The 21,621-nt window shown below is 55.7% G+C and carries 18 protein-coding genes and 2 tRNA genes; 3 read left to right on the top strand and 17 right to left on the bottom strand.

The genetic code is table 11. The features are described 5' to 3' along the window. Positions 1-5 precede the first annotated feature (5 nt). The 11 genes from JN414_RS07400 to JN414_RS07350 form a co-directional block, all read right to left on the bottom strand. Positions 6-1,664, bottom strand: a complete 1,659-nt coding sequence (locus JN414_RS07400) for a ribonuclease J (RefSeq protein ID WP_064273152.1) — start codon at positions 1,662-1,664, stop codon at positions 6-8. Positions 1,665-1,715: 51 nt separating this feature from the next. Continuing rightward, positions 1,716-2,513, bottom strand: a complete 798-nt coding sequence (locus JN414_RS07395) for a type III pantothenate kinase (protein ID WP_046901429.1) — start codon at positions 2,511-2,513, stop codon at positions 1,716-1,718. A gap of 17 nt (positions 2,514-2,530) precedes the next feature. After that, the gene (locus JN414_RS07390) at positions 2,531-3,253 is read right to left on the bottom strand and encodes a biotin--[acetyl-CoA-carboxylase] ligase (protein WP_202207341.1); all 723 of its coding nucleotides are present in this window, start codon (positions 3,251-3,253) and stop codon (positions 2,531-2,533) included. Positions 3,254-3,274: 21 nt separating this feature from the next. Further along, positions 3,275-3,349: transfer RNA gene (locus JN414_RS07385), tRNA-Val, on the bottom strand. Between the two features lie 70 nt (positions 3,350-3,419). Then, a complete protein-coding gene (locus JN414_RS07380) occupies positions 3,420-3,707 on the bottom strand; it encodes an HU family DNA-binding protein (RefSeq protein WP_007282110.1) in 288 nt (95 codons plus the stop codon). A gap of 139 nt (positions 3,708-3,846) precedes the next feature. Further along, complete coding sequence (gene lon, locus JN414_RS07375) at positions 3,847-6,387, bottom strand: endopeptidase La (protein ID WP_202207340.1); 2,541 nt, start codon at positions 6,385-6,387, stop codon at positions 3,847-3,849. Positions 6,388-6,545: 158 nt separating this feature from the next. Further along, complete coding sequence (gene clpX / locus JN414_RS07370) at positions 6,546-7,811, bottom strand: ATP-dependent Clp protease ATP-binding subunit ClpX (RefSeq protein ID WP_202207339.1); 1,266 nt, start codon at positions 7,809-7,811, stop codon at positions 6,546-6,548. 199 nt (positions 7,812-8,010) lie between these two features. Further along, positions 8,011-8,655 carry an ATP-dependent Clp protease proteolytic subunit gene (locus tag JN414_RS07365; RefSeq protein WP_046901425.1) on the bottom strand — a complete coding sequence of 215 codons (645 nt, stop codon included), beginning with the start codon at positions 8,653-8,655 and terminating at the stop codon, positions 8,011-8,013. A gap of 131 nt (positions 8,656-8,786) precedes the next feature. Continuing rightward, positions 8,787-10,118: a trigger factor gene (tig, locus tag JN414_RS07360; RefSeq protein WP_202207338.1), complete on the bottom strand. Its 1,332-nt coding sequence runs from the start codon at positions 10,116-10,118 to the stop codon at positions 8,787-8,789. A 56-nt stretch (positions 10,119-10,174) separates the two neighbouring features. Beyond that, positions 10,175-10,259 (bottom strand) — tRNA-Leu (locus JN414_RS07355). Positions 10,260-10,328: 69 nt separating this feature from the next. Then, on the bottom strand, positions 10,329-11,798 hold the full coding sequence (locus JN414_RS07350; protein WP_202207337.1) for an NAD(P)H-hydrate dehydratase: 1,470 nt from the start codon (positions 11,796-11,798) through the stop codon (positions 10,329-10,331). 158 nt (positions 11,799-11,956) lie between these two features. Here JN414_RS07350 and JN414_RS07345 point away from each other — a divergent pair, with 158 nt between their 5' ends. The 3 genes from JN414_RS07345 to JN414_RS07335 all read left to right on the top strand — a co-directional run bounded on the left by JN414_RS07345 (position 11,957) and on the right by JN414_RS07335 (position 16,276). Beyond that, entirely contained in the window at positions 11,957-12,409 is a 453-nt protein-coding gene (locus JN414_RS07345; RefSeq protein ID WP_202207336.1) for a hypothetical protein, read from the top strand. 626 nt (positions 12,410-13,035) lie between these two features. After that, entirely contained in the window at positions 13,036-14,958 is a 1,923-nt protein-coding gene (locus JN414_RS07340) for a DEAD/DEAH box helicase (protein WP_237389957.1), read from the top strand. Beyond that, a complete protein-coding gene (locus JN414_RS07335; protein ID WP_237389956.1) occupies positions 14,951-16,276 on the top strand; it encodes a class I SAM-dependent RNA methyltransferase in 1,326 nt (441 codons plus the stop codon). Before JN414_RS07340 ends, JN414_RS07335 begins: the two co-directional genes overlap by 8 nt. On the opposite strand, the gene JN414_RS07330 is transcribed toward JN414_RS07335, so the two are convergent. The 6 genes from JN414_RS07330 to sufB are packed head-to-tail and all read right to left on the bottom strand — an operon-like array spanning position 16,221 to position 21,619. Further along, positions 16,221-16,577: an iron-sulfur cluster assembly accessory protein gene (locus JN414_RS07330; protein ID WP_046901420.1), complete on the bottom strand. Its 357-nt coding sequence runs from the start codon at positions 16,575-16,577 to the stop codon at positions 16,221-16,223. The two genes, JN414_RS07335 and JN414_RS07330, sit on opposite strands and share 56 nt — an antisense overlap. Before the next feature lie 17 nt (positions 16,578-16,594). Then, positions 16,595-16,963 (bottom strand): SUF system Fe-S cluster assembly protein, encoded by a 369-nt coding sequence (locus tag JN414_RS07325; protein WP_064273147.1) that lies wholly within the window; start codon positions 16,961-16,963, stop codon positions 16,595-16,597. After that, positions 16,960-18,171, bottom strand: a complete 1,212-nt coding sequence (locus JN414_RS07320; protein WP_202207334.1) for an aminotransferase class V-fold PLP-dependent enzyme — start codon at positions 18,169-18,171, stop codon at positions 16,960-16,962. The genes JN414_RS07325 and JN414_RS07320 overlap by 4 nt, the downstream gene beginning before the upstream one ends. Further along, complete coding sequence (gene sufD / locus JN414_RS07315) at positions 18,168-19,361, bottom strand: Fe-S cluster assembly protein SufD (RefSeq protein ID WP_202207333.1); 1,194 nt, start codon at positions 19,359-19,361, stop codon at positions 18,168-18,170. Before sufD ends, JN414_RS07320 begins: the two co-directional genes overlap by 4 nt. Beyond that, a complete protein-coding gene (sufC, locus tag JN414_RS07310) occupies positions 19,358-20,128 on the bottom strand; it encodes a Fe-S cluster assembly ATPase SufC (RefSeq protein ID WP_064273144.1) in 771 nt (256 codons plus the stop codon). Before sufC ends, sufD begins: the two co-directional genes overlap by 4 nt. A 3-nt stretch (positions 20,129-20,131) precedes the next feature. Beyond that, entirely contained in the window at positions 20,132-21,619 is a 1,488-nt protein-coding gene (gene sufB / locus JN414_RS07305; RefSeq protein ID WP_046901415.1) for a Fe-S cluster assembly protein SufB, read from the bottom strand. Positions 21,620-21,621: the final 2 nt, after the last annotated feature.

The raw sequence follows: 21,621 nt of genomic DNA, 5'->3' as shown, positions 1-21,621 counted from the left end.
TTCTCTCAGACGCGCAGCAGATGAACATCGACAAGCGGACGCTTCTGGAGCTTACGCCCCAGGGCACGGCGCAGAGCCGTCTTGGCCGCATCACGGAATGCCGTGTCGTCCTTTCGCAGTTCATCAGGAATTTCGTCAATAGAATCAGCGAATTCTTCCTGAATGCGAATGCTTTCCGGATCTTCCGATTCCAAAAGTCCCGGCGCGCTGATCTTTGGCTCACCGATCACATAGCCTTCGTCATCAACAGCGAAGCTCGCAAGAACCATGCCGTTGAAGAGCATCTTGCGACGTGCTGCCAGAACACCGCCTGTCATGGGGAGAAGACGACCGCCATCCAGCGCCAGACGACCAGTCGGTGCCGTATCGACAACCTTCACTTCACCCGGCGACAGGTTCAGGATGTCGCCATCTTCCAGCAGGATCGGATCAGAACCCATCTCATGGGCCAGAGCCGCATGAGCCGTCAGATGACGCCATTCGCCATGCGTCGGGATGCTGTATTTCGGACGGACAATGCCATACAGAACGCGGATATCATCGCCCGTTGCATGACCGGACGTATGAACCTTCGCGTCCTTGTCAGTCAGAACAGTCACACCACGACGGGACAGGTTGTCCTGCACAGCCATGACAGCCTGCTCATTCCCCGGAATGACGCGGGAGCTGTAAATGACCGTGTCACCCTCACCCAGCGAGATGTTCGGATGAGTATCGGACGCGATACGGGAGAGCGCAGAGCGGGGTTCACCCTGGCTTCCCGTGATGATCATCAGAAGGTTGTCATCATGGACGTCACGTGCGTCCTGCTCCGTCAGGAACGGTGGCAGATCGCTGAAGTAGCCACACTCACGAGCAGCAGTTTCAAGATTACGCAGGGAACGACCCACGATCATGACAGCACGACCAGCCGCCATGGCAGCCTTCGCAATGCTCTCAACGCGCGCCACGTTGCTGGCAAAGCACGTTACGGCCACACGTCCCTGAAGGCTCGTGATCAGATCCGTCAGGCCCTTGCGAACGTCAGCTTCCGACTCTGAGCGACCTTCCTTCATGACGTTGGTGCTATCACCCACCATCGCCAGAACGCCTTCGTCACCCAGACGACGGAACTCTTCCAGATCAGTAACCGGGCCAACAAGCGGATTTTCATCCAGCTTCCAGTCACCGGTATGAACGATCAGCCCATGGGGTGTCCGCAGAGCAACTGCCTGCGCTTCCGCGACAGAGTGCGTCACCGACACAAACTGAAGATCAAACGGGCCGACATGGAAGCGCGAGCCCGGCATCACCACATGAATTTTTACCTGATTAACCAGATGCGCTTCATGCAGCTTGCGACGCAGTACTGCGGCAGCGAACGGCGTGGCATAAACCGGGCAACGCAGATAAGGCCAGAGATGAGCTACTGCACCCAGATGATCTTCATGGGCATGTGTAATGACCAGCCCACACAGATCCTTTGCACGGTCCGCGATAAACGTCGGGTCCGGCATCAGCACTTCAGCTTCAGGCGTGTCGTTACCTGAGAAGCCAATGCCGCAATCTATGGCGAGCCAGGTTTCCTTACTGTTTTTAGTGAGGCGGTAGAGATTGAAATTCATGCCGATCTCGCCCGTCCCGCCCAAAGGCAGGAAGGACAAACCGTCAGGTGTATCCGTCATAGTTATTCCTTACGTGTGTTACCATCATGAGCGATATTCATTGCCGAAAGCCTACATGCCTTCGGGGGAATTTGAGATCGGCAGGAGCGCATTGCGGTCCGCCAGAAGACGGAGGCCATCCAGGGTCAGATCAGGGGCCATCACGTCAAACAGGTTGGTGCCCTCTGAAAACAGAGGCGCAAGACCGCCTGTTGCAACAATCTTGGGGCGTCCGCCCATTTCTTCGGAAATTCTTCCTACGATCCCTTCAACCAGGCCAACATAGCCCCAGAAGAGTCCGGAACGCATGGCAACGCTTGTGCTTCGGCCAATTGCGTTCAGAGGGCGCCCGATGCTCATCCGTGGCAATCGAGCGGCCGCTCTGTGCAAGGCATCAATGGACAGATTGACGCCCGGAGCAATCGCCCCACCACAGTATTGACCGTATTCATTCACGACATCAAACGTTGTTGCCGTGCCAAAATCAACAACAATGAGCGGGCCACCATAAAAGTGCTGGGCTGCCAGACCGTTCAATCGACGATCCGCACCAAGTTCTGCCGGGTTATCGACTAGCGCTTCAATGCCCCAATCCAAGCCAGCATTGGCCACAAGTGGCTCCACATCGAGCCACTGGCGACAGAAACGCCGCAAATCATACAATGCTGCGGGAACAACAGTTCCGATAATCGCGCGCGTGACAGACGCAGGCGTCAGCCCAATACGATCGAAAAGGCCCAGTAACCAAACGGCATATTCATCTGCTGTACGGGAGTCGCTGGTGGACATGCGCCACTGACCGATCCACGACTGACCGTCGTGGACGGCAAACACAACGTTGGTGTTGCCAGCATCAATGACGAGAAGCACGTTCCGATCCGGTCCCTTTAACCCAGCAGGATATCACCTGTTACGACCGGTATGGTTTCACCACCCGGGAGAGCGAGAAGCAGTCGCCCCTGTTCATCCAACCCTGAAAATGAACCTGTTATATAAGTTTCACCACGCTGAACCGCAAGATGACGTCCAACCGGATGCGCTCTTTCGAGCCATGCCCGACGAATGACTTCGAAACCATGATCATTCCACGCGGCAATCCAGCGGTCCATTTCCGCCGTCAGTGCCTCGCCAAACTTGATGGGATCGACTGAAGGAGCGACCTCGGAAAGGGCTGCCAACTGACGACCAGGGACGTCAGGCGCCTGCGCCAGGTTTGCACCAATACCGACAACAACCCACCTGTTAGACGCAATACCACCCGCCTCAATCAGAACTCCCGCCATTTTGCGTTCATTCAAGAGCAGATCATTTGGCCATTTCAGCAAAAACTCTGCTTTTGAAGGGCAGAAACTCTGCGCTGTTTCGTAAAGCGCCAAAGCGGTCAGAAACGGGCACGCAATCAAAAATTTTTCAAGATTTTGCGGTTTGAACAATAGAGAAATTGCCAGATTACCGCCGGGATCTACCCAACTGCGACCTCGGGTTCCACGCCCTGATGTTTGGAAAAGTGCCTGAACGGCGAGCCTCTCGGGGGCTCCAGCCTCAGCTTTCTCTTTACAGAGATCGGAAGTCGATCCCAACGTCTCATAAACTTCGAAACGCCAGGCCATAGTCAAAAAACAGTCTTCATGTGGTGGGCGATGACAGGATTGAACTGCCGACCCTCTCGGTGTAAACGAGACGCTCTACCGCTGAGCTAATCGCCCTCTGAAAACACGTGGCCTATATACACGGTTCTGAGCACCCGTAAAGGCACTCAGAACCAAAAAAGCGAAATTATTCGCTTACGGCGTCCTTAAGACCTTTGCCCGGCTTGAAACGGACAGAGGTGGATGCCGGAATGTCGATCTCTTCGCCCGTACGCGGGTTACGGCCCTTGGCGGCCTTACGCGTAGCGGTCACGAAGCTACCGAAACCAACCAGACGAACTTCCTGCTTCTTGGCAAGCGTCTTCTCGATCGTGCTGAACACCGCATCGACAACTTCGCTGGCCTTGGCCTTCGGAAGATCGGCGGCGTCAGCAACGGCGGCGATCAGTTCCTGCTTGTTGAGGGGCTTCTCCATGATGTGCCTTTCTGGTGTTAAGAGCACCTGAGCCAACCTCCGAAGAGTCTTGCGGCTCAGGCGCTTGTTCGATCTGCGGCCGCACTATGAAGCGCTTTTTGGCCGCGTCAACTGTTAGAATCGTATAAGAACCCAACCGTTAGTGCGGAAGTGCCCTTGGAGCCACTTTCTCAGCCGAAATTCCGCCTACAGGATCGACATTTTCATCCCATTCAATCGCCTCAGGCATACGCGTGAGAGCAATTTTCAGAACGTCGTCGACGTGACTGACTGGAATAATCTTGAGAGCATGGCGGACATTCTCAGGAACCTCGGCAAGATCCTTTTCATTATCCTTCGGGATAAGAACAGTTTTGATCCCTGCCCGAAGCGCTGCAAGCAGCTTTTCTTTCAAGCCACCAATTTCCAGCACACGACCACGCAGCGTAATTTCGCCCGTCATCGCCACATCTCTACGGATGGGAATCTGCGTCAGAATACTGACAAGAGACGTAGCAAGCGCAATACCTGCGGACGGACCGTCCTTCGGCGTAGCCCCCTCTGGAAGATGCACGTGGATGTCGCGCTTCTCGAAAAGAGGTGGCCGGATGCCGAAGTCCTGAGCTCGTGATCGGACGTAAGACAGGGCGGCCGAGATGCTCTCCTGCATCACTTCCCCCAGCTTGCCAGTCTGCTTCACCTGCCCCTTTCCAGGCACCATGACGCTCTCAATCGTCAAGATCTCGCCGCCGACCTGCGTCCAGGCAAGTCCGGTCACGACACCAACCATATCTTCCGTCTCGGTCTCACCATGACGGAAGCGGCGGACACCTGCGTATTTTTCCAGGTTGTCCGGCGTGATCTCAACATGCGTCACACCCGTCGTGATGATTTCCTTCACGGCCTTACGAGCCAATCGGGCAATCTCACGCTCGAGATTTCTGACGCCAGCCTCACGCGTGTAGGAGCGGATCAACTCCATCAGCGTCTCATCGGAAACAGACCATTCATCCGGCTTGAGATTGTGGGCCTCAGCCTGCTTTGACAGCAGATGACGACGCGCGATCTGGACCTTCTCATCTTCCGTGTACCCGGAGAGATTGATGATCTCCATACGATCCAGCAGTGGCTGCGGCATGTTCAGGCTGTTAGCCGTCGTCACGAACATGACATCCGAGAGATCGTAATCGACTTCCAGATAGTGATCGGCAAACGTTGAGTTCTGCTCTGGGTCCAAGACCTCCAGAAGTGCAGACGAAGGATCACCTCTCCAATCCGCGCCTAGCTTGTCGATCTCATCCAGCAGGAACAGCGGATTAGACGTTTTCGCTTTCTTCATGCCCTGAATAATTTTTCCAGGCATGGACCCGATATACGTCCGGCGATGGCCGCGAATTTCCGATTCGTCGCGCACACCACCCAGAGACATCCGAACATACTGACGGCCCGTTGCCTTGGCGATAGACCGTGCGAGAGACGTTTTACCAACGCCCGGCGGCCCTACGAGGCACAGGATTGGTCCCTTGATCTTCTGGGAACGCGTCTGCACGGCAAGATACTCAAGGATACGCTCCTTGACCTTCTCCAGACCGTAATGTTCGGCTTCAAGTACACCTTCAGCGTGCGTGAACTCCTTGGTGATCTTGGAACGCTTTTTCCACGGGATACCCAACAGCCAGTCCAGATAATTCCGGACGACCGTGCTTTCTGCTGACATCGGGCTCATGCCACGGAGTTTTTTCAGCTCGGCATGGGCCTTTTCCTTGGCTTCACGACTCAGGCGCGTCTTGTTGATCTTCTCTTCAAGCTCGGCAAGTTCGTCCTTGCCATCCTCGCCTTCCCCAAGCTCCTTCTGGATCGCCTTAAGCTGCTCATTGAGATAATATTCGCGCTGCGTCTTCTCCATCTGCCGTTTCACGCGGTTCCGGATACGCTTCTCAACCTGCAGAACACCAATCTCTGTCTCAATATGAGCAAAGACCTGCTCCAGACGCTGCTCAGCAGAGGCCATCTCGAGAATTTCCTGCTTTTCGGAAATCTTGAGATTCAGATGGCTGGCAATTGTGTCCGCGAGCTTTGACAGATCCTCGATCTGGTTGATCGAGACCATGACTTCAGGCGGGATCTTCTTGTTGAGCTTGATATACTGCTCGAACTGGGAAACCGTTGAGCGGCCCAGAGCTTCCAGATCGCTGCCAGGAGTAGCCGACAAAGGCTCCTCCGCAATTTCTTTCACTTCAGCTTCGAAGTGACCGTCCACGTCGAACAGACGCGTGATCTCAACACGACGGGTTCCTTCGACCAGAACCTTAACGGTGCCGTCCGGCAGCTTCAGCAACTGAAGGATGGTGGAAACCGTGCCGTACCGGTAAATGTCGTCAGCAGAAGGGTCATCCTGCGAAACATCTTTCTGCGCAACAAGCAGGATCTGCTTGCTGTCACGAGTGACCGTTTCCAGCGCCTTGACAGACTTTTCCCGGCCGACGAACAGCGGAACAATCATGTGTGGAAACACAACAATGTTCCGCAGCGGCAGTACAGCCATAACATCCGGACGCGAAGCCGGAGCGGCCTCAGGCACAGCCTCTACTGGAGCGGCAGCTTTGGCTCGCGGCTTGCGGGCAGGCTTCTTTTCTACAACAGCAGCGTCGTCCACCTTCTTTGTGCGACGGCGCGTTTTAGGCTTGGTATCGTCAGTCATTCACTTGATCTCCATAGGGACGATCCCACGGCCTCCGCCTGCCTGGCAGCGCGAACACCGTGATGTCTCTTCATGCAGAAAAGGCACGAATTCAGACAGCATCTATCCAGAATGTCGGAACGAAAAGGCCGTCTGACAAGACGGCCCCTTCAACACTCTTAGGCAGACTGCTCAGCCGGCTCGCTTTTGCCTTTCCCATACACATACACAGGGTTGGCTTTGCTTTCCGCCACTTCACGATTGATGACGACTTCCTCAACGCTGTCCAGCCCAGGAAGATCGAACATTGTTCCCAGAAGAATATTCTCCATGATCGACCGAAGGCCACGTGCACCTGTCTTACGTTCGATGGCACGCTTCGCGATGGCGGAAAGTGCGTCTTCCGTGAATGTCAGCTTGACGCCTTCCATTTCGAAGAGACGCGCATACTGCTTGGTCAACGCATTCTTGGGCTTGCTCAAAATCTGGATCAAAGCAGCTTCATCCAGATCATTCAGGGCCGCGATGACAGGCAGACGACCAATGAACTCTGGAATCAGCCCAAATTTGAGAAGATCTTCAGGTTCGACAGTCTGAAGGATCGCTCCCAGACGGCGCTCGTCTTCAGAACGCACATCTGCCCCAAAACCGATACCTGAGCCTTTCCCACGCGCTGCAATGATCTTGTCCAGCCCCGCGAAGGCACCACCGCAGATGAACAGCATGTTCGTCGTATCCACCTGCAGGAACTCCTGCTGAGGATGCTTGCGGCCACCCTGCGGCGGAACGGACGCAACGGTCCCTTCCATCAGCTTGAGCAGTGCCTGCTGTACACCTTCGCCCGACACATCACGCGTGATGGAGGGGTTATCGGACTTACGAGAAATCTTATCGATTTCATCGATGTAGACGATGCCACGCTGCGCACGCTCAACGTTATAGTCTGATGCCTGAAGAAGCTTCAGGATGATGTTTTCAACGTCCTCGCCCACATAACCGGCTTCGGTCAGCGTCGTGGCATCAGCCATGGTAAACGGCACATCGAGAATACGAGCCAGCGTCTGAGCCAGCAGCGTCTTGCCTGTTCCGGTCGGGCCAATCAGAAGAATGTTCGACTTCGCGATCTCGATGTCATTGCTCTTCTGAGCATGGGCCAGACGCTTGTAGTGGTTATGAACGGCCACAGAAAGCGCGCGCTTGGCCTCGAACTGACCAATGACGTAATCGTCCAGAACCTTGCAGATTTCTTTTGGCGTCGGAACACCGTCTCGGGACTTCACGAGATGCGTTTTATGCTCCTCGCGAATGATGTCCATGCACAACTCAACGCATTCATCACAGATGAAAACTGTCGGGCCAGCGATCAGCTTGCGCACTTCGTGCTGGGATTTCCCACAGAACGAGCAATACAGGGTGTTTTTGGAATCGCCGGATTTGTTGCTCATCGCTGTTCCTCTTTCCCCTCACGCACGCACCGACCACTTTTCGGCAGCAGACATGCGGAAGCACTTAAAACTCTAGGCCGAGGTCTCAGCCTTCGGCAACCCCGAAGCCCTGGGCTCCAAGACATGAAAAGCGGCATATCGGTATGCCGCTTTTTCTTTCCAAGGGGAGCAACCTTCTCCCCTGTCACTTCAAACAAACTCAATCCTGACTGGCTGCCACGTTGGGGTGACGTCGCACAACAGCGTCAATCAGACCGAATTCTTTCGCTTCTTCAGCAGACAGATAGCTATCACGCTCGAGCTTGCGCTCGATCTCTTCAAGCGTCTGCCCTGTGTGCTCACGATAGATTTCGTTCAGGCGCTGACGGATCAACAGGATCTCACGAGCCTGAATCTCAATATCGGACGCCTGACCCTGTGCTCCACCAGATGGCTGATGCACCATCACGCGCGCATTCGGCAGGCAGTAACGATGCCCCTTCTCGCCACCAGCCAAGAGCAGCGACCCCATGGACGCAGCCTGACCAATGCAGACAGTGCTAACAGGGCAACGAATGTACTGCATCGTGTCATAAATCGCGAGACCAGCGGAAACGACACCGCCAGGGCTGTTGATGTAGAACGAAATTTCCTTGGTCGGATTGACGCTCTCAAGATACAGAAGCTGAGCGCTGATCAAGGATGACACCTGATCGTAAACCGGGCCGGTCAGGAAGATGATACGCTCCTGAAGGAGGCGTGAAAAAATGTCGAAAGCTCGCTCTCCGCGGGCAGTCTGTTCGACCACCATCGGCACCAGAGAGTTGTTGAACACCTCGACGGGATCGCGGTCCCCAATGGTCATACTGTCTGTTCCTCAATGCCCGATGGGCTGTCTGTTCTCTCTAACATGGACCCGAGAGAGCGTTCCGTCAAAGGGAGCAGACAGCAAAACGGGCACTCCTGAGAGTGCCCGTCCTTCTTACGTCAGTACTCTCAGAGCTCGGCAGGCGGGATTTCTGCGAGTTCTTCAGGTGTGACTTCCTTTTCGGTGACGTCAGCCAGCTCGATCAGATAGTCGACAACCTTGTTTTCCAGGATCGGGCCACGAAGCCCTTCAACAGCCTGCGGGTTCTTGGAGAAGAACTCGAAAACCATCTTTTCCTGACCCGGGTAACGCTGAGCTTCCTGCTGCATCGCACCCAGCAGTTCCTCGCGGGACACCTGAATTTCCTGCTTGCGACCAATTTCAGCCAGCAGCAGACCCAGCTTCACGCGGCGCTCTGCAATACGACGGTAATCTGCACGCAGGGTCTCTTCGTCCTTGCCTGCATCTTCCTCGTCCATGCGACCAGCTTCGCGATCCTGCTCGACGCGGGTCCAGATCTGACCGAACTCGGCGTCAACCATGCTCTGCGGGGCTTCAAAGTCGGTCTTCTCAGACAGGGCGTCCAGAAGCTCGCGCTTGATGCGCAGACGGGAAAGCTGCTTGTACTCGCCTTCAGCCTGCTCCGTGATCAGGGAGCGGATCTGCTCGATGCTCTCAAGACCAATGTCCTTGGCCAGATCATCGTTAATTTCCGGATCAACAGGCTTCTTCAGGGACTTCGCCTTGATGTCGAACGTCACAGCCTTACCGGCCAGTTCTTCAGCCTGATAGTCTTCCGGGAACGTCACGTTGATAACGCGCTCTTCCCCGGCCTTCATGCCTTCCATCTGCTCGGCAAAACCCGGAATGAAGCCTTCACCGCCGATTTCGACGTTCACGTCTTCAGCCGTGCCACCGTCAAACGGCGTGCCATCATGCTTACCAACGAAGTCAACGCAGACCACGTCACCCTTTACGGCAGCGCGATCTTCTTCAATGGCGTCAAATTTGCGGCTGCGACGGGCGAGGTCAGCCAGAGCCTTGTTCACGACTTCTTCGTCAACCTTGGAGGTCAGACGCGTCAGCTTCAGACCAGACAGATCAGGAACTGCAATTTCCGGCAGAACTTCAACTTCGATCTTGAATTCCAGATCGCCATCAGAGTCCGGAGCAGAAACCAGTTCGACCTTCGGCTGCATAGCCGCACGGACGTCCTGTTCCTGGAGAAGCTTGCCAACCGTGTCGTTAACAACTTCTTCCATCAGTTCCGCATTCACGGCTGCGCCATGACGCTGCTTGACGAGAGATGCCGGCACCTTGCCCGGACGGAAACCCGGAAGCTTGATCGTGCGTGCAACTTCTGCGAGTCGGGCGGCGCGACGAGCCTGCAGGTCCGCAGACGGGACAACGACAGTGAAGGCGCGCTTAAGTCCTTCGTTGAGCGTGGGCGTAACCTGCATGAGCCAGGCGATCCTCTCGGTCGGGTATGTTAAAATCTCTTCTCAGGAAACCGGGTTGGTACGGGCGGAGGGACTTGAACCCCCACGACTTGCGCCACCAGAACCTAAATCTGGCGTGTCTACCAATTCCACCACGCCCGCTCAGCCCCGTCTCCGGGGTTCGTGTTACCGAACCTTGGAAGCGCGGCCTTTAGCGCATGAAACGCCACTTCACAACAGGGCGGCCATCGGGTTTTTGCTTAAATCCGCCTTTGAAAGCTCTGTCGCGACGCTCCGAGCCTCCCCCAGGGGAAGATCCAGATCCTCTGCGACGGGCCACCCACCGTGATCACGGGATGCCTGTATTCCTGCCTCACCATGCAGCCAGACACCCGCGCAACACGCCTCCCAGGTCTCCATTCCCGCAGCCATCAAAGTCCCAATCACACCCGTCAGTGTATCGCCAGACCCTGCAGTAGCAAGCGCCGATGTGGCGTGCGCGTTGATTGCAATGCGTCCGTCTGGCGCAGCTATGATCGTATCTGAACCCTTCATGACCATCACGGCATTCAACTCACGCGCAGCGTTCAAGGCAGCTTCAGTTCGACTCCCAGTCACAGGGCCAAACAGCTTTTTGAATTCGCCGATATGCGGCGTAACAGCCGCCACACCTTTCAGACGAGAAAGGTCTTCCGCTCCCCACGCCAAAGCACCGGCATCCGCAAGAACCGTTTTTTTTGCAGCCAATAGCGCAGGGAGAACTTCAGAAACCTCTTCAGGGGTCAGGCCGGGGCCACAGATCCAGACCTTCCGTCGCAAATCTTCCAGCAGGGAGCCAAGAGACTGGTCATCAATGATGAGTCCCGGGTCGCCGAGTCGATAAGCTTCTGCAGCTTTTCGGGCTGCGATGCGGACAAGCCCGGCGCCCGTCCGCCGTGCGGCTCGTGCTGCCAGCCTTGTGGCGCCCGGCATAACAGCACCACCACAGACACTCACAACACCGCGTCGATATTTATAGTCTCCCTCTCCGGAGACCGGCAGCTCCCAAAGCCCCGGCCAATTGAAACTTATTTTTGGCTTCAGGCCAATCCATGCCTGCTCAGGCATACCGATATCGGCGCAGACCAGCTCCCCGCACAATCCTCGCCCGGGCTCCAGAAAATGACCTGGCCGTGGCCTCACAAACGTGACCGTCAACGCGCAACTCTGTGCCTGACCGAGCACTTCTCCAGTTTCTCCGGATACGCCACTCGGCATATCGATTGCTACACGCCGAGGAACAGCTGCGAGCACTTCAGCTACGTCGTCACTGACTGGACGCTTCAACCCAGACCCAAAAACAGCATCAACCAGTAGGTCAGTTCCTTCCAGAGATGCTCTCTCGAATGGCAGCACAGGACCAGCCCACCCTGACGCAGCGACAAATGCCGGCCCACCCTCTTTGGGAGTACCCATCGCCACCACTCGGACCGACCACCCCCATCGCGCCAAAAGACGGGCCACAACGTAACCGTCTCCTCCGTTGTTACCCGGGCCGCAAACAACGGCCACGCGACATTTCTGAAACCGCTTGCGAATGGCTCGAGCAACGGCCCATCCCGCATTTTCCATGAGTTGCGCGACAGGAACGACAGCCGAAGCTGCATGATCCATCATGTCGCTTTCCTTGGGTGTTAGCAGCGCAAGAGGGTATGGAGGCATAACTCTGTTTTTCTCCTGATGAGCGGGCATGCTTACAGAAAGCACAGGCGACATCCGCGTTCCCTATGGCCTTTGGACATTCCCCTCGGGTAACCTCCGGCCGATACATCAGGGATATCCCTGCTCTTCCTTCACCCACCTGACCATGACGAGGATCAATGACGGGTTCACTTCTCTGGAGCCTAGTGCTCGCAATCCATCTTCTGTGCATGACATACTGGATTGGCGGATCAATCTACTCCGCCCTGGTTGTCCGCTCCACAGTTGGCCTCCTCGACCCGGGACCACGCTCTTCGGTCCTTTTGCAGAACTACACACGCTTTTTCAAAGGCCTCTGGCAGGTTGTGCCTTTTTCCCTGGTGAGCGGCTGGGCACTTGTTTTCCATGAAGGCGGCTTTGCTGCCGTAAACTGGACGATCAATGCCATGCAGTTGATCGGGATTGCCATGGCAGTGGTTTTCATAACAACAGTTCGCGGCCCATTCCTGCGAGCCCGTCGGGCCATGCGCCCGCAACCTGCTGTTTTTGACACTCTCAGAAACCGTATGGTTCTCATGGCTGGCCTTGGTCTTGCGAACATTCTGATTGCAGCCATGGCGCACGGCATGTGATTGTGGTAGCGATATGGCGCTTCATGGGCTGTATCGCTTGCCATTCCAGCGTTTAGCCGATAACGCACCACTTTAAAGTTGCGGGACGTGTGCCCGCCCTCAACTCCGGTCCATTCCGTCAGGTCTGTACCGTCAACGAGAGTCTCGAGAGTCATTTGAGCGCGAAAACGACCTCCGGTCCTTCCAAGCCCCGTACCTCTGCCCCTGCAAAACGCGGACGCCCCGTAGGCAGCCGTGCGAAGGCAATCAAGAATTCCCCGATCGAAACGGAAGATGCCGATTCGGCTACTCCTGAGCCGGTCGTAGCTGAAAAGAAGCCTCGCGGTCGTCGTCCCGCAGCTCAAAAGACAGAGACAGAAGCCGTTGCCAAGACTGCAACACCTTCTCGTCGGCGCACGAAGGCGGTTGCAATTTCCGAAGAGGAAAGCGCACCAGAAATTGCTGAAGTTGCCCCAGTACGTCGTGGCCGCCGTCCCAAGAGCGAGACGGCTGATACCGACACGCTGAGCGCTCCTCGCCGCAAGGCACGCAAGCCAGCTCCGGAAACAACCGAGTCCGTCGAAGCTGTTGCCCCGGAAGTAACTGAAACTCCTGCGCCCAAGCGCCGCGGTCGTAAGCCGAAGGTTGTGAGTGACGGTGTCGTTGAAGAAGTCGCAGCGCCTGCTCCCAAAAAGCGCGGGCGCAAACCGAAAGTCGTTGCTGCTGAGGCTACACCTGAAGTCGTTGAGCCAGCAGAAACACCGAAGCCACGTCGCGGGCGCAAACCCAAAGCTGCTATCGCAGCCGAGGTGTCCGCACCTAAACCAGCAGAAGCCGAAGCACGTCCTGAAGTTGCTCCTCCAGTAGAGGCAGCAGAGGCTCCAGCGAAAGCACCAGCTCGCCGTGGACGCCCTCGGAAGGTTCGGCCCGAGGCTGAAGCTCCGGTAACTGCGCCAGCTATTCCGGAAGTGACGGCTGAGATTAAACCTGAGCCGGCACAAGCTGAAGTTGTAGTCGCTGTTGAGGCCTCAGAAGATCGTCCGCGCTTTGCTGATCTGGGCCTTTCTGACGCCATCATGCGCGCCATTCAGGAACTCGGTTACGAGCATCCGACTCCTATTCAGGCTCAGGCTATTCCTGAAGTTCTGAAGGGGCACGACGTTCTGGGTGTGGCTCAAACCGGAACGGGAAAGACTGCATCCTTCACGCTTCCGATGATCGAGAAGCTGTCTGGCTCCAGAGCGCGAGCCAGAATGCCACGTTCACTCATTCTTGAGCCAACCCGCGAACTTGCCCTCCAAGTTGCAGACAATTTCAAGCTTTATGGCAAGCACTTACGCCTGACCCATGCACTGCTAATCGGCGGTGAAAGCATGGCCGAACAACGCGAAGTTCTGAACCGTGGCGTGGACGTTCTGATTGCGACTCCGGGACGTCTTCTCGATCTATTCGGACGCGGCGGGCTACTGCTGACGCAGACAAGCACGCTGGTTATCGACGAAGCTGACCGTATGCTCGATATGGGATTTATTCCCGATATTGAAAAAATCGTCAGCCTGTTGCCCGCAAATCGCCAGACGCTTTTCTTCTCCGCCACTATGGCACCGGAAATTCGTCGCCTTGCGGATGCGTTCCTAAGAAATCCGGTACAGATCACGGTCTCCCGTCCATCTTCTGTCGCAACCACGATTGAAGAAGGTCTGATTGTCGTTGAAGAAGACGAGAAGCGCCGGGCACTTCGTAAGCTGCTTCAGGCGCAGAATGTTCAGAACGCCATTGTGTTCTGTAACCGCAAGCGCGACGTGGACATGCTCCAGCGTTATCTGACGAAGCATGGATTCGCAGCGGGCCATCTGCACGGGGATTTAGCGCAGTCCCTGCGTTTCTCCACGCTTGATAGCTTCAAGTCCGGCGAGTTGAAGATTCTGGTCTGCTCTGACGTTGCCGGGCGTGGAATTGACATCGGCGGTCTGTCGCATGTTTTCAATTTTGATCTGCCGTTCAATGCGGAAGACTATGTGCATCGCATCGGACGCACTGGTCGGGCCGGCAAGCATGGTCATGCTTTCAGCATTGCGGGGCCCCGTGACCGCCGCCTGCTGGATGCGATTGAGACTCTGACAGGCAAAGTTATTCCTCGCATTGAAACTGCCGGAATACAGTCCGTTGATTGGGCTCAGGAAGACGAAAATGGTCGTTTGATTCAGACACCCAAACGGGCACTCCCATCGCAGACTTCCGAAGAATCCAGCATTGAGGACGATTCGGAAGGACAGCGCCGTAACAAGCGCCGACGCGGAGGGCGCAAGCGCAATCGCACGGATCGTGACGAGACACAGGTGGCAAACGCGCCTCAGCCTGTTGCAGCACCCGTTGCGCAGCCTGCTCCTCATGATCGCCAGTCCGTTGAACTTGCCCCTGCCTTCGAAAACGATGCACCAAAGACAGGCTTCGGTGGGGATACCCCTGCGTTCATGCTGGTGCCTCGGCGACACAGACTGTCGGTGGCAGCCGAAACAGACCTGACCCTTCCCGTTCAGCACGATGCTCGTCATTACGGTGATGAATAACCCCGGGACCGGAGCTTTTCCCCTCCGGATTGAAGGTTTAGGCGCTGCGGCTGACGGCGTGGCTCATCACGACGGGCATGTTCTTTTTATTCCTGGCACATTGCCAGGAGAGGAAGTGCTAGCCCGCTTTTCTGGTACGCGCCCTGAACTGATTGAAATTACAGCTCCGTCGTCAGATAGAGTTGCACCTCCCTGCACTCTCTTTGGCGAATGCGGTGGCTGTGCGATTCAACAGATGTCACTGCCTGCGCTGCTAGACTGGAAGACAACACGAGTCGCTGAAGCTCTGACAGCAGCGGGCTTTGAAGATCTTCCTGTTCCGCAGCGTTATCAAACGCCGTCATACACGCGCCGACGCATGGACCTGGCGATCCAGCGTATTCCAGGTGGCGTTATCCTCGGGCTTCATCGACGCAATGGCGATCCGGTGGATATGACGGAGTGTCATGTCCTGCACCCGACCCTTTTTGCTTTGCTGAAGCCACTTCGTGAGGTCCTGTCTTCTCTGGGTGCGTTGACCGGCCGCGGAGGCTTAGTCCTCAATCTTCTGGATAGTGGCCCAGACCTGACGCTTTCGACGCCAGCTGAGTTGACTACCGCTGACCGCACGAAACTTGCCGCCTTCGGGAGGCAACACGGGTTGCCGCGGATTTCATGGCAAAACCCGAAAGACCGTTCTATTGAAACGGTCTCACAGACGCGGGCAGTCAAGAAAGCATTTGGAAGCGTGGAAATTACTCCGCCTCCCGCTGCCTTTCTTCAGGCGACTGAAGATGCGGAAAATGCCATTGTACAGGCTGTTGTTGATGGGCTTCCGCCACTCAACAAAAAAGATATCACAGTCGAGCTTTTCGCAGGCTGCGGTACTCTGACATTCCCCATGTCGGAAAAAGGCCGCGTAATAGCGTATGAAGGCGATCTTGCTGCTGCAACTTGCTTAAAGGCAGCAGCAGGCGGTCGACGGGTGGACGGATTCCATCGTGATCTTATGCGTCAGCCTCTTCTGACTCAGGATCTGAAGTCAACACGAGTTGTCGTTCTTGATCCGCCTTATGCTGGTGCTGGTGCACAGACAATGCCACTCGCCAAATCTGGCGTTAAAGACATCGTCTATGTAAGCTGTAATCCTGCTGCGTTGGAAAAAGATGGCCGCGCATTAAAAGAGGCAGGCTATTCAGTCCTGAACTGGACAATTGTGGACCAGTTCCTCTGGTCCACAGAAGTGGAAACGGTTCTGGTATTTTCACGTGATCCTAAACGGATCAAACGTGAAAACTCTCGCCGCAGCCACAACGTCCCTTCTCATTTGGATTCCTGAAGGTAAATCCGGCTTCGAGATCCTTGATCTCGTAGTCCATGACTGTTCCTGTCAGAAAAAGTGTGGCCTTGCGATCAACAAGCAGGGTCACACCTTGGTCTTCTACGCGCTCATCCGTTACGGCTGGCTCATCCACAAAAGTCATTTCGTAAGACAAGCCTGAGCAGCCTCGCGTACCCACACCAATGCGTAAAAGTTGTCCCTGATGAGCGCCGGCATAGAGAACGCGCAACCTCTCAGCAGCACGATCAGATACAGACATCAGAGCGGGAAGTGGTCGACGTGTCAGGGTTTCAGACATGACTTTTGCCCCTCAGATCAGAACATATTAAGCGCAAGACGCGCATCATCACTCATGCGGCTCATGTCCCACGGCGGATCCCATACGATTTCCACAGTGGCATTCGTCACATTTGGCACTTTCAGAATGGCGTCACGCACCATTTCCGGCAGTTCCTGAGCACTCGGACAATTCGGAGCCGTCAGGGTCATTTCCACGTTGACCCGTCCGTCATCATGCAGGTCAATCGCGTAGATCAGACCCAGCTCATAAATATTTACCGGGATTTCCGGGTCATAAACGGTCGCAATGGCCGCTATAACAGCGTCCTGGTCCGGGCCGGTGCCCTCACCTGTTACGGGAGTGCTCTCGTCAATGGGGTGTTGTTCGGTCATGGCATCACTCATGTGAGCATCTTCCGTGCCCGTTCAAGGCCTGTGATCAGGACGTCAATCTCATCCTGTGTCGTGTAAATACCGAAGCTGGCGCGTGCCGTCGCATGCACACCGAGACGACGGACAAGCGGCTCCGCACAATGCTGACCAGCGCGGATCGCAATGCCCAACTGATCCAGCAAGGTAGCCAGATCATGGGGATGAGCACCGTCCATCACGAAGGACAGAACACCACCGCGAACCCGCGGAGACCCAAGAACTTTAAGCCCATCAACCTCGCCCAGACGCTGCTCGGCATATGTGGTCAAGGCTGTTTCGTGACGAGAGATGGCGTCGTAACCAATCCCCTCCACGAACTTAACAGCCGCGCCCAGACCAATCGTTTCCAGAATGGCAGGGGTTCCCGCTTCGAATTTATGAGGGACAGTCGCCCAGGTCGCACGCTCGAAAGAGACATTCTGGATCATCTCGCCGCCACCCAGGAACGGTGGCATGGCATCTAGAAGCTCCCGCTTACCCCAGAGTACGCCGATACCTGTTGGCCCATAAAGCTTATGGCCAGTGAAGGTAAAAAAGTCTGCTCCGATATCCTGCACATCGATTTTCCGATGTACGACAGACTGCGACCCATCAAACAGGATGCGCGCGCCGTGAGCATGGGCGATTTCTGCCAGTTTTTTGGCAGGTGTGACGGTCCCCAGCACATTCGACATATGCGTGATGGACACAAGAGCGACATTGCCGTCATCCAGAAGCGCTTCATACGCCTCAAGATCGATGTCACCACTCTCATCCATTGGGGCTACACGGAGTTCGATACCAACCCGGTCCCGCAGCATGAGCCATGGGACAATATTGGCGTGATGCTCCAGTTCCGAAATCAGAACCGCCTGCCCTGGCTTCATCAGTGAGCCAAGACTGTGCGCCACCAGATTGATGGCCTCTGTACTGTTTCGCGTGAAGACAACTTCATGGCGGTCTGGCGCATTAATGAGCCCTGCGACAGCATCACGCGTACGTTCGTAAGCTTCTGTTGTCCGCTCACTCATCCAGTGCAAGCCGCGATGAATGTTGGCGTACTGATGATACGCCGCATCGCGCATAGCTTCGATCACGCATTCCGGCTTCTGGGCTGAAGCGGCACTGTCGAGAAAGACGAGCGGACGACCATGCACCTGCTCAGACAGGATCGGAAACTGCGCGCGTACAGCCGGCGTCATGCTGTGATGCTCCGGATCAGTACGTCGCGCAGGGTCTCGTCTGTTACGAGATCAAGTGCATCCAGAAGGAAGGCCTGAACGAGAATAATGCGCGCTTCTGCTTCTGGCACACCACGAGAGCGCAGATAGAAAAGCTGCTCGTCATCCAGTGCCCCCACAGTGGCGCCATGGCTGCACTTCACGTCATCCGCGTAAATTTCCAGCTCAGGCTTACTGTTAATCTGCGCTTTCTCTGACAGAAGAAGTGCCTGATTCATCTGATAGCCGTCAGTCTTCTGGGCAACACGATCGACGAGAATCTTGCCCTGGAACACGCCCTGTCCGCTCTCAGAGAGCACAGTCTTAACCGTTTGGCGCGACCCACAATCAGGCGCTGCATGATGAATCATAGACGTCAGATCGTTCAGGCGCGTGCCATCCACGATCTGAATTCCGTTCACATGGACCTGTGCATGGGCTTGGGTCAGCGTCGCAACAACTTCGTGCCGCGCCAGCTCACTACCCTGATTCAGGGTAAAGCTGTCGTAGTTTCCGTTCGCGTCCACGGATGCATAAACAAGAGCAAGATGCCCCGCGTTTGCGCCCTCACGCTGCAGTTTGACGTGATTCAACTGGGCGCCCTTCCCAACCACAATGTCAAACCGCGGGTTGGTCACATACCGACCGTCCCCTGCGTTAACATCGAAGACCGTCAGAGATGCACCGTCTTCGAGAACAATCTGATGGCGCAGATGTGTGGAAATGGCGTTCCCTGAGGTGAGGGAAACGAGGACCAGCGTTCCAGCAGCAACGCCCGCAGGCACGCGAATGGACAAACCATCCTGACGCAGGGCTGCGTTGAGAATAGCCGAAAAGCGGTCCTCTAACGGATCAACGGCTTCACCCTGCGAACGAACAAGATTTTCCGAAAGGCGTGTTTGAGATGCAGCTTCTTGCCCATTCGCGAAAACCGCACGGCTTTCCGCCTCTGGCAACGCCAGCGCATCCAACAGCGACTGCACGTCGTGATCCGACAGTGCAGACGCTTCGTTCCAAACCGTTTCCGTAAAGGCCCGCAGGGGCGTATATCGCCATGCCTCGACACGCCGCGTGGGAATCCCGCGCTCAGCCAGAACAGAGCCATGTCCCGCTGCACGCCCGACGAAAGCGCTCAGGGCTGGGGACGACTGAACTGCTGTCCCTGTACTCACGCTGCAGCCTCGAGGAACTGGGTGTAGCCCTGCTTCTCAAGCGTCTTCGCCACTTCCGGACCACCACTGTAGATGATCTTGCCCTTGGCCATAACATGCACGCGGTCAGGAACGATGTAATCGAGCAGACGCTGATGATGCGTGATGACAAGTGCCGAGAAGTCAGGCCCGCGAAGAGAATTCACGCCATCTGCAACGATACGCAGGGCATCAATATCCAGACCACTGTCCGTCTCGTCGAGAATAGCGAAAGAGGGCTGCAGCAAGCGCATCTGGAGCACTTCATTGCGCTTCTTCTCACCGCCGGAGAAGCCGACATTAACCGCACGCTTGAGCATTTCGTCAGACATGGACAGACGCTTAGTCTCAGCTCGCACGGCCTTCAGGAACGCAACAGCGTCCAGTTCGTCTTCACCACGCGCACGGCGCACAGCATTTACGGCTGTCCGCAGAAAATTGGCGTTATTGACGCCCGGCAGCTCGACGGGAGACTGGAATGCGAGAAACACGCCCAGAGCAGCACGCTCTTCCGGGTCCAGAGCTAGAAGATCCTGGCCTTTAAAGGTCGCGCTCCCGCCTGTTACTTCGTAGTCATCGCGGCCGGAAAGGACATAGGAGAGCGTAGATTTGCCGGAGCCATTTGGGCCCATGATGGCATGGATTTCGCCCTTTGGAATTTCGAGGTCGATCCCTTTCAGGATTTCCTTTGGCGTCCCATCGGCATCAATGCGTGCTTCGAGACCCTGGATCTTGAGAAAATCATTCATGTCTTAACCCACACTTCCTTCGAGGCTGACCTGGAGTAGCTTCTGAGCCTCGACCGCGAATTCCATTGGCAGCTCCTTGAGCACCTCGCGGCAAAATCCGTTAACAATCAAACCAACTGCGTCTTCTTCAGAAAGCCCGCGAGAGCGACAGTAGAAAAGCTGGTCTTCGGAGATTTTAGACGTCGTTGCTTCGTGCTCGATACGCGCGGTCATGTTGCGGCTCTCGATATACGGAACCGTATGTGCACCACACTGATCACCAATCAGAAGACTGTCGCACTGCGTGAAATTGCGCGCATTGCGGGCCTTCGGCTGCATACGAACAAGACCACGATATGTGCTGTCAGAGCGGCCGGCCGAAATGGTCTTGGCAATGATCGTCGAGCGCGTATTCGGCGCCAGATGAATCATTTTCGTACCTGTATCGGCCTGCTGGTGATTGTTGGTCACAGCAACGGAGTAAAATTCGCCAACCGAGCCCTCGCCTGCCAAAACGCAGGAGGGATACTTCCACGTAATCGCAGAACCGGTTTCAACCTGCGTCCAGGAAATCTTGGACCGTGCGCCGCGGCAGGCTCCCCGCTTCGTCACGAAGTTATAAATGCCACCGCGACCTTCATCATCTCCCGGATACCAGTTCTGCACCGTAGAGTACTTGATGGACGCATCATCCATCGCAATCAGCTCGACAACCGCCGCATGAAGTTGGTTTTCATCTCTCTGGGGAGCTGTACACCCCTCCAGATAAGAGACGCTCGCGCCATCTTCGACGATAATCAGGGTCCGCTCGAACTGGCCGGTATTGCGGGCATTGATTCGGAAGTATGTGGAGAGTTCCATCGGGCAACGCACACCCTTTGGAACGAACACAAACGACCCATCTGTAAAGACGGCGGAATTCAGTGCCGCAAAGAAATTGTCAGCGGCTGGCACAACCGAACCAAGATACTGCTTTACGAGATCCGGATGTTCCCGAATAGCATCTGAAATCGGGCAGAAGATGACACCGGCTTCTTCAAGCGTCTTGCGGAAGGTTGTCGCAACCGACACGCTGTCAAAAACAGCGTCAACAGCAACAGGAAGACGCTTCTGATCTTCAGCACCTTCTACACCAGCCAGCAACGCCTGCTCATGCAGCGGAATGCCTAGCTTGGCATAGGTTTTGAGAAGCTCGGGATCGACTTCATCCAGACTTTTCGGGCCAGGCTTCTTTTTAGGCTGAGCGAAGTAATGCGCATCCTGATAATCAATCGGAGGGTGACTGACTTTGGCCCATTCAGGCTCTTTCATTTCCAGCCACATACGGAAAGCCTTGAGACGCCATTCCAGCATCCACTCAGGCTCTCTCTTACGCTCCGAGATCAGACGAACCGTATCTTCATTCAGGCCCTTGGGAGCGATATCCATTTCGATATCAGTCTCGAAGCCCCACTCGTAACTGGACTTCGCGAGCTTTTCGACTGTCTCGCGGGTCTCCGTCACAGCTGGCATGA

It is taken from the genome of Gluconobacter sp. Gdi, from assembly GCF_014132155.1.
Taxonomy (GTDB): Bacteria; Pseudomonadota; Alphaproteobacteria; order Acetobacterales; family Acetobacteraceae; genus Gluconobacter.
The sequence above is the reverse complement of the archived record's forward strand: the minus strand, read 5'-3'. Positions and strand labels throughout refer to the sequence as shown.